The organism is Patescibacteria group bacterium, from assembly GCA_038065255.1.
In the GTDB taxonomy this organism is placed as follows: Bacteria; Patescibacteriota; Patescibacteriia; order JACQRZ01; family JACQRZ01; genus JBBTRI01.
In genome coordinates this window covers 1-12,440 of the sequence record JBBTRI010000002.1, presented here as the reverse complement: position 1 = coordinate 12,440, position 12,440 = coordinate 1, and the positions used below count along the sequence as shown (strand labels likewise).

Genomic DNA, 12,440 nt, shown 5'->3' with positions numbered 1-12,440 from the left:
CCGGCTTCGGCAAGCACCACCGTTGATATACGCTGTTTTACAGAAGATGAATCCGCTATCAGAGATGCTCTACGAGCTACTATTGCAAAGCATGATAGAATCGACGTAAAAGAACTAATTACCGGTTTTCCGTATGGAAATGATTGCACACACCACGCCTTCCAACTTTTTAAAAAACTTGCACACGACCTGTATGACATTTCTGTAGGAACAACGGTCTCACACGGCTCATCTGATGCGCGTTACTTTGCTCAAAAAGAAATTCCCGTTCTCCTTATTAACCCAACCGGCGGAGATTATCACTGTGATTCTGAATGGATTGACCTTGAAGATCTTGAACATTACTATCAAGTATTGAAACAATGGGTGTCCCATGTGGCAAAAAAATAAGCCGCTGGTTAACGGCTCTAAGTTGGGAGTGATTTTTTGAGACGATTGTAATATTTATTTCGCTCCGCAAGGGTTATGTTGTAGAGTGTTTCAGCATGGAGGAATACTGCCTTGATTGCGCGTTTCAAACCTTCCATTTGTCAAGCGCTCCCTCAAGTGATTCGATTACATAGAGGCTCAGATGCTCGGGATATTTGTAGATGTCGAATGTCATGGTTCCATGGTAGGTGATGGTGATAGAGCATGACACCTTATCTCCAAAGTGCTGGACCATATCTTCGACTTCTTTTCCAAAACCATCAACACCTTCTTTGATCAGATCTATAGCTTTGATGTATTCAGAATGTTCAAGTAGCTCTTGGCTGCTGCGAGTGTGCAACCCGCTTTCCGCCCGACCTTTTTCACCCTGCCGAACACCTTCAACGTGTCCGACTGCCTTATCTACCGCTTTGATATAGAGTTCAAGGCTGTGCTTAAAGCGTACAACAGAACTCCACCTCATACTATCGACCCGGTAATGTTCGTCTGTTGCAAGAAGATGGTCGTCTATCGCCTTTTCTTTGGCATTATCGCAATCCTGTATAAGGTGGCGTAACATTTCGATTCGTGATGTGCGTTGCGATACATCTGCCTGAAGGTCGGCGATTTTCCCGATACTAATCTGCCCAAAGGGATTTTTGAATCCGAATAGAGTTTTCGTTGGCACAGGTGCAGATCCGCCAAGCTGTCTAATCTCCGCTTTAGCAGCATCTTGCTCCTTACGAGCGGTTAATAACTCGCCTTCATGCTTTCGTTTTGTCTCATCTATTCCATCGAGAGTGGCTTTGAGCATGACCAGAAGCTGGTCGTTGCCGGCCTTATGCTGTTGACTCATTGGTGGTAATGTACATAGTTCTACCCTAAGTATCTTTTCCTTTGTTGTCAAGCGTGGTAGGCTCCATATATACTATGTCGAATTTCAAGAACATTGCCGTTTGCCATGGCAAATCGTGCGGTCCCAAGGGGGCATCACGCATCAAAAAAATACTTGAACAATGCAATACATTCAAAAGTATAAAGATTCAAGAACGTGAATGCTGCGGCCGCTGCGAGCATAGCTGCACGATTGTCATAGACGACCAAGCGATCAGTGATTTATCGCCGGATACGCTTCAAAAAGCTTTTTTGGATAATCCCTCGCAAGCTCTTGCCGAAGCGCACAAAAAAGATATGCAGGCATCCAAGGATCTTGACCGCATACTCTCCGATGACGGCTTGCTTTGACGCGATTGAGAAATAGTTTTACACTACTAAGTACTATGCCGCTTCTCACGCTTTTCCAAAAAAAACCGCAAAGCGCTCCTCCTCAAAAACCCTCTTCTCCGCAACCATCCAAACAATCCGAATGGAATCTCTTTGAAGAAGGGCAGCTCCTTATTGATATGTACGAGCGCACCGATGCCATTGTTGTACGCTCGCTTGTTGCAGGCATTGAACCCGACCAACTAGAGATTTCTCTCCACAACGACATGCTCACCATTCGCGGTGTACGAAATGACTGTGAAGAACTCTATGACGACCAATATTTGCTGCGAGAATGCTACTGGGGAAGTTTTAGCCGATCGATTATTATTCCCCTTCCTGTTCAAACCGACGCAATCCAGGCAACCTTCAAGAATGGTGTTGTCACTATTGTCTTACCCAAGTGCGAACAAGAACATGCAATCCCACTTATGGAAGACAGTATGCAAGATGAACAGCTCCCGGAAATTGAAGACGATGAATCTCCCTACTGGGAAGATGACGAGGACGAGAAGGCACCGGCATGAAACAATCACTACACTCATTTTTTTCCACAAGGCTCCTCATTGGAAGCATTGCTCTCCTCCTTCTTATCGGCTCCGTGCCGTATTTTTATAGTATCGCGAAAACACTTGCTTCAAATAACACACAGGTTGCCCATGGCATACAGGTCGGTGATTTTGACATAGGCGGCATGAATGGCGAAGAGCTTCGTGATCTTCTTGAACACAGCTATCAAACAAGAGTAGATCAAGGTGTGGCGGTGCTGTTCGATGGAACAACATCTCTTTTGCGCGAGCAAGCTCCTCTTGACACAGACATTCCCATTCAAACACAGGATCGCCTTTTTTCCTATGACTATGAAAAGACAATTGAAGATGTTTTTTCGACAGGACATTCAGATTCACTCATTGAAAATGCCTTTCTGCGCGCCAAGCTGATAGTTGCCAAACAACACATATCAATAGCCGTTTCAGTGAACCATGAGGTGCTCAATGCAATGCTCGAACAGGCGTTTCCCGGCAAGCAGCATCCTGCACTACCTGCCGACCTTATTTACAATAAACAATCTAAAACATTTACTACTCAACCAGAACAGTCTGGTATTGTATTTGATAGTAACGACGCAGCTAATCAGCTGCAGAGCGGCCTCCAACAAGGCCTAGCTCCAACCATTACCCTTCACACTATTGAACAGGCACCACCGCTTCGAGCTTCGGACATCGAGAAAATGGTTATAGATGCACAGGCTCTTGTACGCGAGATCACACTCAAAACCGATGATACACATGTATGGAAAGTGCATGCTTCAAAAGTCGCTTCATGGATTACTATTACTCTTTCCAACGCAAAACAACCCGCTCTGAGCGTCCGCACTGATAGCATTAAAGCCTACCTTGAGTCTACTATTGCTCCTGCGATCTTTACAGAAAGTAAGGATCCGCGATTTGAACTGCAAGAAGGAAAAATAGTCATTATAACACAACCCCAGGATGGACAAAAGCTTGCAGTCGAAGAGAGTGTCAATCTCATTCAAGCTGCTTTGCTGGAAAACGTGAGTAATGAAATTATGCTGCCGGTTAACCATCACCCATCAGCCCTTCTTTCCATCCCCAACCAAGACTCAATCAAAGAAGTTGTCGGGTATGCAGAAACAAATTTCAAAGGAAGCCCAACAAACCGAAGGAAAAACATAGCAAATGGCGCATCACGAATTAATGGCATACTTATTCAACCACAGGAGGAGTTTTCACTGCTTTCCTACCTGGATCCAATTGATGAGACAACCGGTTTCCTTCCCGAACTCGTTATCAAAGGAAATGTGACTAAGCCCGAATATGGTGGCGGGCTCTGCCAGGTGTCTACAACACTCTTTCGCGCCGTTTCCTACGCAGGGCTGCCCATTATCCAGCGACGTAACCATTCATACCGCGTAGGATACTATGAACCTCCCGTAGGATTTGACGCAACAATCTACTCTCCTGCGCCGGATTTTAAATTCCGCAACGACATGGCAACCCCTCTATTAATACAAACATCAATAAAAGGAACAAAAATTTCCATAACTCTCTGGGGAACAAAAGATGGGCGCATAAGTGAAGTGGATAAGCCGACAGTATACAATATTCGAAAGCCTCCTGATACAAAAATAATCGAAACAACCGAGCTTGAACCTGGAAAGAAAAAATGCACCGAAAAGGCGCATGCGGGCGCTGATGCATTTTTTGAGCGCCGTGTTACCTATCCGTCCGGAGAGGTGAAAAAAGAAACATTCAAAAGCCACTACATAGTCTGGCCTGCAGTATGCTACGTAGGAAAAGCAAAAGAACCCGAGAATCCTCAGTCTGTTTCCGAACCTACGTCAGAACAACAGAGTGTGCCTGAATAATACTTCAAGCACATAAACTAAAAACTACCCCCTAACAGTGGGTAGTTTTGTATGTTTTGTACCAATCATCTGGAGACAAGAAAACGCACGCATCGGTTCAGTAAGCGAGAAGCCCTCTAAACGAAACGTACATCCCCATGCTTGTCGTGTCTCCAGGTGAACAGTACGAAGCCCTCCTTGCTCTATAGTGCCAATCCTACCACAGACTTTTTATTCTGTCAAGAGTCTGGTTGAACAATTTTATTGCTCACTTCTCTCTTCTGTCGAAGAGTCAAAAAATACTATGATTATACTGTTATTTTGCCTTCCCTGCACTTGAGAGTAAGACCATGCGTTCTTCGATTGTCTTTTGAATCAAATTGCGTGCATCTTTGAAGAAATCGCGTTCATCATAGCTGGTAGGGTGTTCAATAATAGACTCCCGTATTCCGGCAACAAATGACGCCCTCAAATCCGTACCGACATTCACCTTTGCAATGCCAAGAGAAATGCATTTCCGTATCGCTGAAGGACGTATGCCATGCGCCCCCTCAAGACGAAGACAGTCGTTCAAATCTTCACAATTTTTATGCATTTTTTTTTGTAATGAACGTGACAGTGTACTTGCCCCATGAAGAACAAGCGGCACTCGAACCCTCTGCTGAATTTTTTTCAGCCGACTATAATCGAGTCTTACATCTCCTTTTGCTTTGAACGCACCATGTGATGTTCCAATAGCTATAGCAAGGGAGTCCACCCCGGTAGTACGCACAAATACATCTGCTTGATCGGGATCTGTAAAATGTTGCTCTGCGCCAGTTTCTCCATCTTCTTGCACTTTCAGAGCACCTAATTCAGCTTCAACGGAAACGTGGTGTTTATGAGCATAGGCGACCACTTCTTGGGTATTTTTTATATTTTGATCATAGGGCAAAAGTGAACCGTCATACATTACAGATGTCCATCCAATGTCGATGCACTGTTTAATTAAAGCTATGTCTTTCCCGTGATCAAGATGAAGTACAAAAGGAATTCTGCCCTGTGTAACTATGCTAACAAGCGCCTTAAGCACTGCAGGACCGCCAGCGTAGGCTATGGAGCTTTCGCTCGTTGCAATAATTGCCGGAGATTGTTTGTTGATTGCGGCCCGCACGACTGCCTGCACCATTTCGAGATTATCAATATTAAACGCCCCTATCGCATAGCCGCCTTTTTGTGCCTTTAACAGAAGTGAACGTGATGAGACAAGCATACAGGTTCTATTATCCAATCGTCGTACATTTACCCTTGCATGTACGAATTCGTTTCTCAAGTTGGGACTTTGTTAGAAGTCCCTTTTGTGGGCCAACATGCTCGATAACAGAAGCTGAGTTTGCAGCTCCCCAGAGTAGTGCATCTGAAAGCGGCTTACCATGACAAAACGCAGCTAGCAGTCCTGTTGAAAACGCATCGCCCGCACCTGTGCGTTCAAGTACGCGAGAGGGAAGTGGTTTGGTATAAAAATGCTCATGCCCATTAAAACCGTATGCTCCTTTAGGCCCGTCAGTAATAACAACAATTTCAGGACCGGCGGCATGGAGATCTTTTAATCCGCTTGTTAAATCAGATCCTAATTCTTTGCCGAGAAGCCTACCTGCTTCTTCTTTATTTACTATCAACACTGAACAAAGCTTAAGGACGTGTTTGAGTTTTTGTATTCCTGCCCGAAGCTGAAGCGTTCCGGGATTAAAAGCGAGCTGTGTTCCGTTCAATCGAAGTTGTAACAATAACTGCGTATGTATTTTTTCAAAACCCTTTCCCATCGATGTGAGATATATCCACTTCGCCCGCGCAAATTTCGGCAAGGTATATGATCGCGGATGATGGTATCCTAAAATTGTCCGTTCAGTATGGAAGTTAAGAACAACAGCATAATTGCTTGTACTCCGTTTTTGGATGATAAGATATTCTGGCGATACGCCCTCATCCCGTATATCTTTGAGAATTCGCTTGCCGTTATCATCATCTCCAATAACTGAATAAAAAGCAGTTTTAAGCCCAAGTCGCGCTGAGCCGACAGCATTATTACACGCATTGCCGCCAACGGTAAACCGCATTTCTTTGACAGGAATCTTATCCGCATACGAAAGACAGAGCCAGCAGTGGTCGTGGTCGGACGAGCAGAGCAACGATGCATCGTCAAGCTTTAGAAACGAATTCAGAGTTGCGTCGCCTATTGAAATGATATCGTATTTATATGAAGATTTTTTTTTCATTGCCGTCATAGGTTAATCTTTGGATTTCTTTCGTTCTAAAATGGCTACTTCCCGCACGAGCGCCGTGAGGTCTTTGTCTAGTTTTTCGAACCGAACAAATATTTTGAAAATGAGATAGAAAAGTGCGACAAGTGAAAGATATAGAATTGCATCAGTCCCTCTTCCGACTTGCAATACAGAAGCAATAGTATCTGCTAGTGTCGGCTGCCACACTACTATGATACCAAGAATCCAAAACAAAGACCACAGTACACAAAGCGTTAAGGGAATTTCTTTCTTTCGAAATTTATTGACTGTTTTGAGAATAACAAATCCGCTAACAAGCGTAACAAGGAGTTGGATGAGCTGAAAATTCATAGATTCGATGGGTGTTATGAAAGAAGTTTGCTCCAAATAAGTCGACGTACAATATCAAATGTTCTTCGCAGTTGAGAATCGCCGCGCGCCTTTGTGTGCTCCAATGAGTATGCCGTATACCGAATCGTAACGGGTATCTCAACGGTGCGCAGTTTTAGGCGGACAATTTCATGAAGAATTTCTGAAGCATGTGCCATTTTATTTTCCGTAATGCGTATGCGCAGAGCAGCGCTTCGTGAAAATGCACGCAGACCATTGTGCGTATCGGTAAGTCGAATACCGGAAAAAAGAGTAGTAAATAAAATACCTCCCTGCAATAGAAGTTTTCGCGTTATAGGAATAGACTGCTGAGTATCGAAACGCAAGAAACGCGAACCCAACACAACATCGCATACTCCTGCCCTGAGGGGGCCGAGAAGTGAGGGGATATCTTCAACACAGTGCTGTCCGTCTGCATCGAAATGGATAATAATATCTGCGCCATGCATCAATGCATAGGTCATTCCTGTCTGAAGCGATGCTCCCTGTCCGCGATTAAGCCGATGCCGTAGAGCAATAGCTCCCGCACGTTCAGCTATCTCGCGTGTTGCATCGCGAGAGCAATCGTCCACAACAACAATATTCGAAACTGCCGGCAGAAGGCGCTCTATAACACTACCAATCATTTTTTCTTCATTATAGGCGGGTATTACCGCCCATGTACTGGGTGTCTGCATAGTGCTTCTATCTTAGTGAATAGATAGAAACTAATCAAGAATACATACAGAAGTCCGATATAGGCCGCATTGACAAAAATGTAAAAATATGCTATAAAGGCATCATGAGTACATTAAAATCTCTACGATGTATCGCTAGACAGATTTTTGGATTTTCTGTAGGAGTATTTGTTGCTGCATGCACAGCACCACTCCCGCGCGTGAGTAACTCAATTATCGTGCCCAGCCCGACTATCTCCACAGTTCCAAACATCCAACCGCTTCGACAGACTCCAGATGCACAACAATCACCTGATGCAACCAAAAGTAATCTTACTCCCCTGCCAGATTTTGTGATTAACTATAAACCACAGATCGTATCGCTTGCAACTCGCTCGAGTAATATTGCTACGATCAGCAATACTGCTGACTGGAACTTAGCATTTGCCGCAACAGTGCAATCAAATTATGGCTATCTCGATAGTCTTCGGTTTACAAAAAAGGGTACAATGCCGGACGAACTTATTATCGATACAAGATTTTGGTATCTTCGTCAGGTAGAACAATGTTGTACAGTGAGAGATGGTACCATACGCGGAGGTACTACCCTTGGCGGCACTCATCCACTTACTGATGGCACTGTTGATTTTCCAGGGAGTCCTTCAAAAATCTATACTGCCTTCACTAAAGATGCTCTAGCATTTGGACTATTAGTGAAAATCAACAAAAATCGTGTTATAAGCGGGATGACACTTGGATTCGATATTGCTACGAATGATTTTGAAGTAGTATTTGGAATGCTCGATGCGTCAAAGAGCCATCAGTACTATAAGTGGCCCAACATGCAATACGTTGGATTGCCACTCTCAGGGGAGTTACTATCATACGAAGTTGCAACCCCATCAACACCATCCGTCCTCTAAGGGCGGTTTTTTTATGACTTTCTATGACTTCATGCTAATACTCCACAGGAATTCAAAAATTTGAAGAAAGCTAAATGAAAGATCCTGTGAATGAATGATAAACGATGTTCCTTCTTTTATTGACGATATAACACCGATATTTTTTTCATAAATATAGATTGATGCTTTCAGGTCAACATATGATGGCAGATATCGAATCTGCCGCAAATAATTTGCTTCCTTATTAAACAGGGGTTCATTAAGAACATCCTGCGTCTTAACACGAAGCGAGCGGCTCTGAATGCACTTTTTCACGCGGCGCCCCACCCAATCCTCGATGTATGCTCGATCAACGACCTGGAGAGTGAGCTGCGAAGGTGAAAAATATGAGTACCGCTCTTTTGTTGTAGCGAGAATATCCTCGTATACTTCCCGAGCCGCATAGGGACCTTGAAAAAGTTGAACAAAGGGCTGCAATCCTTTTTCGGAGTAGAGCGCAAGAAAATCAGGAAGTAAATCCTTGAGTTGATGGCGCTGACCGTCGAATTTCTTGTAAAGCTCTTTGGGGTGGGTTGGTATAAAGACTTTTCGTTTGCCTTTTCGAATGACACTCACATATCCCCGCTCTTCCAATACTCGAAGATTGTCATACACTGCCGTTCGTCCAACCGAAATATCCTGAGCGAGCTCCCCGGCGGTAGTCTCTCCTTTTGATAATGCGGCCAAATAAAGTGAGGCGCGTTGTTCATCAAGACCGGTGGAAATCAGCCATTGTAATAGATTACTTTTCATATGTCAATTATTATTGACGAAGTATTTGCCATTTTATCTTATATTAATAAGTATTATTGTTTTAGTGATACATATACTTAATTATATTTTACACTATTTTTTACTCTTTGTATAGTTTGTCATGTGTTCATTGACAAGAAGACAACACCAATCGAATTCGACCGCAGTAAAGTGACGTTTCAACCATGCCCGCGTGAGTTCCCTGAGTTGTGGAGGCAAGAGGACCTGACGCTTCGTCAGGTGACTGTCCAGGATATTGACGGGGTGCGAAGACTCTATTTTGCTCAGGACATGCCCGAGGCAATTGCCCACAACAACATCTTGCTTAGGCTGCATGGCTTCCTCGTACACGACACCGTGCTGTTGGGGCCACGGGGAGGTTGCGAATCCATGGTCGACCTCACTGCAATCATCGAGCGATTCGATCTTCCTCAAGAATGTCTAGAGAGAGCACGTGAGTTTGGTCTTAACGAAAGCGCTCGTTGCTGCATATCTTACGGTGAGCACCTGGGGCACCGCCTAAAAATGAAAGAGTGCACTGCTGTTGCCAGAGAAATCTGGGCCCCGCCGGCGTACCATGGAGAAATCATTGCTACTCCATGGCCTGAATTGGAACTATGGTTTCGGAAGCATATTCTGGAACAGGAAGCGCACACAAAATAGATTGAGGAGGAGATTATGTCGGACACGTGTGTCATCCCGGCCACATTCACGGTCGGAGGTCGGACATACCGAATTCATCCTGTCGTACAAGAAGAAAACGATGTTGAAATCTACTGGAGGGATGTGCGAACGCTAGGATTAGAGATAGGGGCAGCAATGGACAAGGAGGATGGCGAACACATCTACAAGCATTACCGCGAAATTCCAAAAGATTATCGCGGGGGCTTCGCGTATTCAAAAGGTGAAGGTGGGATTATCTGGCACCAGGAGTGGCCCAACTCAGAGGACTGGAAGGATAAATACGGTAATGCCATATACCTGAACCCGGGTGTCCATCTAGCGTTCCCGGACTGGGAGGATACAAGCGGGAATTATATTCTCATGATGCCGCAAAATCAGTGGTGGAATATATTTCCGCGATCACTCGAAGAGCCGGTATACATTAGACTTCCACGCATGAAAATTCACGGCTATTCCCATGTCCACCTCGTGTCCCGCGAATCTTAAAACTCCAGAAACATCTGATACTTCACCGGCAACCATAAAAGGATAAAGGAGGATGCAATGTTGAATCCAGATAAAAGGGCGCGCGTGTCTTCACTGCTATACAAACGATCGGCACCATCCAGTGCTTTGATGAGGAGAAAAGGAATGGATGAAAGCAAAACATCCGGTATAGCGCTCGTCCTCGAATGCCTCCAAGAGGTAGGCATCAAGTGCACCCCACTGGGGAAAGGGGGAATTGTTGCGGAAGGAGTTGATCCCATCAAAGCGCTCAGCGTCCCCGCCTTCCGCGACATCATAACAGAGAGTGCGGAATTGCTAAGCGCACCGACTGTCAGACAAAATTCGCCCACAGCCAGAAGGGAGTGCCATACGAACCATCAAAGAAAAAGGTGGCTCGCTGGAGCGCAAAAAAGAATGCCAATCAAGTACTGTCGAAGTGGAATACCATTTCGTAGTAGCGGGACATGAGGTGCATGTCACCGCACTGACACTGCGCGGATATTAATGCCATTGCCAAGGCAATCCGGCACAAAGGATTCCCGTACAGAATCCATCGCAATAGGTGGGTTCTTTTTCTTACTGAAAATTTACCAAAACAAAAACACCGATCTTGCGATGAGTGCTTTTGGAGCGGGTTAGTAGATGACGTTAAGACCTCTTGGGTGGTTGGGGAGAGGTTTTATGTGCCCGTTTTATCAGAAAGTGGAGTGGCTGCAGTATAGCGCAACACGACGTTAAGATTTATCTATTTCAGGTCGTGTTAAGGGCTCGCTTGATTGGAGTTTGCTCTCAAGTATTTGCATTTTGCTCTGATACTCTCGAAGGAGAGTAAAAAGCTTATTAATAGTGATTTGCGTAAGCTTATTTTCCAAAGAAGAATCTTGAATATCTTTTCTCTTCTCTTCAACTACCCCCTTCTCTCCTTCAATACTACTCTTTATTTTCTGAACATGCCGCTCGAACAATTTAGGAACTGCATCGACGTTAGTAAACTTAAATTCGCGATCCTCTTTCTCCATATTTTCTATAGTCTCGGAGGTCAACCAAGATGGTACTAGATTAGAGGAATGATTTGCGACATCCTTACACTTTTGTACAAAAATATCAATATTTTTTTCAAGCTACTCCCCAGAGTGATTAAGATTGTACCCACTTAGTAGCTTACCCAACCGAAAAAGAATGTTATTCTTCATTCCTTCCTTTATTTTTAAATATTTTTTAACTTCACTAACGAGTGCATGGGATTCGCTTTGTAACTTTGACACGTCCTCGACTAAAGTATGGAGTGTATTTTCTTTGTTCTTAATTTTTATTGATTCCTCTTCAGGATCTTGAGTCGCCCTCTTTTCGATCTCATGATGTTCTAATTTGAGTTTTTCTAGAGATTCAATCGCCAGTGCGATATCTGACGTTCTACTGAAATCAATTTTTTCTACAATACTCAATACTTCTGCCTTAAAATGCAAAATATTCTCTGCCATTGGGCTTTGATTCCCTCTATCCATCTGAATTCCATCCGCAACACTTATTATTTCTCTTTTTATGGGATGAAGTTGACGATAAGCCATCTCAAGCCACTTATTTAACTGGATCAACCGTTCTTTTGATTCGGGTGATAAGTCAGCTCCTTCCGTGATGGCAATTCTCCCCTCATATTCGATAAGAGAAATTGGCGTACTTTCATCTTTCAATTTACCGACAATAAAGTGTTCATCAACCCCAAATTTCTTACCTACTGTACTTTCACCTGGAAAGGCTATTTCGCCACGGGGAACATGACATATTATGCCCTCTTTGTTCCAAAACACACCTGCGGGAGTAAGTGCAAAGCAGTTGGAATTTTGTATGACAGCGTGATCTGGAGAGCGCACTATTGCTTCAGCAACACCAATGTCATTACCTTTCGTCCCATGATATATTGCTATCGTCTTCTCGGGAGAAAAAGACCGATACTTATCAATTAATCTCTTTGTTGACGACTCGGTTTCCATTGTCTGAACCATTTTTTCTGATACTAAAGGTAAATACTGCTCCCCGCAAGGAGGATGATTTGATGGCAATGGCAGAGGACTCTCTCCCATCTTTCGTTGTTCTTTTGTTTCCATAAAAAATATATGATCTCTCCTTCTGTCGACTAGTCTTCAAATTTAGATTACTCCCTTGCCCCACTTTTGCAATACAAAAACAGAGGATATTTCACCTCTGCTTTTGCTATAAAATCATCTGGAGC

15 protein-coding genes are annotated in these 12,440 nt (G+C 44.0%); 7 read left to right on the top strand and 8 right to left on the bottom strand.

Features of this window, described 5'->3' with window-relative positions; genetic code table 11:
* Positions 1-390: M20/M25/M40 family metallo-hydrolase (locus tag AAB400_00945; GenBank protein ID MEK7648469.1), on the top strand; the 390-nt coding region annotated here is incomplete at its 5' end.
* 124 nt (positions 391-514) lie between these two features.
* On the opposite strand, the gene AAB400_00940 is transcribed toward AAB400_00945, so the two are convergent.
* Positions 515-1,264 carry a hypothetical protein gene (locus AAB400_00940; GenBank protein MEK7648468.1) on the bottom strand — a complete coding sequence of 250 codons (750 nt, stop codon included), beginning with the start codon at positions 1,262-1,264 and terminating at the stop codon, positions 515-517.
* Between the two features lie 74 nt (positions 1,265-1,338).
* Between AAB400_00940 and AAB400_00935 the strand changes: the two genes are divergently transcribed.
* Genes AAB400_00935 through AAB400_00925 form a run of 3 tightly spaced genes read left to right on the top strand, consistent with a single transcriptional unit; the run spans position 1,339 to position 4,060 of the window.
* Positions 1,339-1,653 carry a (2Fe-2S) ferredoxin domain-containing protein gene (locus AAB400_00935; GenBank protein MEK7648467.1) on the top strand — a complete coding sequence of 105 codons (315 nt, stop codon included), beginning with the start codon at positions 1,339-1,341 and terminating at the stop codon, positions 1,651-1,653.
* 35 nt (positions 1,654-1,688) lie between these two features.
* Positions 1,689-2,198: an Hsp20/alpha crystallin family protein gene (locus tag AAB400_00930; protein ID MEK7648466.1), complete on the top strand. Its 510-nt coding sequence runs from the start codon at positions 1,689-1,691 to the stop codon at positions 2,196-2,198.
* Entirely contained in the window at positions 2,195-4,060 is a 1,866-nt protein-coding gene (locus tag AAB400_00925; protein ID MEK7648465.1) for a VanW family protein, read from the top strand. The genes AAB400_00930 and AAB400_00925 overlap by 4 nt, the downstream gene beginning before the upstream one ends.
* Before the next feature lie 295 nt (positions 4,061-4,355).
* Here AAB400_00925 and AAB400_00920 read toward each other — a convergent pair whose 3' ends face one another.
* From AAB400_00920 to AAB400_00905, 4 genes are read right to left on the bottom strand one after another with little or no spacing between them, the layout of a single operon-like run.
* Positions 4,356-5,291: a class II fructose-bisphosphate aldolase gene (locus AAB400_00920; GenBank protein MEK7648464.1), complete on the bottom strand. Its 936-nt coding sequence runs from the start codon at positions 5,289-5,291 to the stop codon at positions 4,356-4,358.
* Between the two features lie 10 nt (positions 5,292-5,301).
* The gene (locus AAB400_00915) at positions 5,302-6,303 is read right to left on the bottom strand and encodes a carbohydrate kinase family protein (GenBank protein ID MEK7648463.1); all 1,002 of its coding nucleotides are present in this window, start codon (positions 6,301-6,303) and stop codon (positions 5,302-5,304) included.
* 3 nt (positions 6,304-6,306) lie between these two features.
* Positions 6,307-6,651, bottom strand: coding sequence for a DUF2304 domain-containing protein (locus tag AAB400_00910; GenBank protein ID MEK7648462.1), 345 nt, complete (start codon positions 6,649-6,651; stop codon positions 6,307-6,309).
* 14 nt (positions 6,652-6,665) lie between these two features.
* Positions 6,666-7,367 (bottom strand): glycosyltransferase family 2 protein, encoded by a 702-nt coding sequence (locus AAB400_00905; GenBank protein ID MEK7648461.1) that lies wholly within the window; start codon positions 7,365-7,367, stop codon positions 6,666-6,668.
* A gap of 104 nt (positions 7,368-7,471) precedes the next feature.
* Here AAB400_00905 and AAB400_00900 point away from each other — a divergent pair, with 104 nt between their 5' ends.
* A complete protein-coding gene (locus AAB400_00900) occupies positions 7,472-8,269 on the top strand; it encodes a hypothetical protein (protein MEK7648460.1) in 798 nt (265 codons plus the stop codon).
* Between the two features lie 21 nt (positions 8,270-8,290).
* Here the strand turns inward: AAB400_00900 and AAB400_00895 are convergent, their stop codons facing one another.
* Complete coding sequence (locus tag AAB400_00895; protein ID MEK7648459.1) at positions 8,291-9,040, bottom strand: helix-turn-helix domain-containing protein; 750 nt, start codon at positions 9,038-9,040, stop codon at positions 8,291-8,293.
* Positions 9,041-9,430: 390 nt separating this feature from the next.
* Here AAB400_00895 and AAB400_00890 point away from each other — a divergent pair, with 390 nt between their 5' ends.
* Together AAB400_00890 and AAB400_00885 are read left to right on the top strand one after the other, a co-directional pair.
* The gene (locus AAB400_00890) at positions 9,431-9,703 is read left to right on the top strand and encodes a hypothetical protein (protein MEK7648458.1); all 273 of its coding nucleotides are present in this window, start codon (positions 9,431-9,433) and stop codon (positions 9,701-9,703) included.
* Positions 9,704-9,718: 15 nt separating this feature from the next.
* Positions 9,719-10,210 (top strand): hypothetical protein, encoded by a 492-nt coding sequence (locus AAB400_00885; GenBank protein ID MEK7648457.1) that lies wholly within the window; start codon positions 9,719-9,721, stop codon positions 10,208-10,210.
* Between the two features lie 734 nt (positions 10,211-10,944).
* Here the strand turns inward: AAB400_00885 and AAB400_00880 are convergent.
* A complete protein-coding gene (locus tag AAB400_00880; protein MEK7648456.1) occupies positions 10,945-11,229 on the bottom strand; it encodes a hypothetical protein in 285 nt (94 codons plus the stop codon).
* A gap of 102 nt (positions 11,230-11,331) precedes the next feature.
* Complete coding sequence (locus tag AAB400_00875) at positions 11,332-12,315, bottom strand: hypothetical protein (GenBank protein MEK7648455.1); 984 nt, start codon at positions 12,313-12,315, stop codon at positions 11,332-11,334.
* Positions 12,316-12,440: the final 125 nt, after the last annotated feature.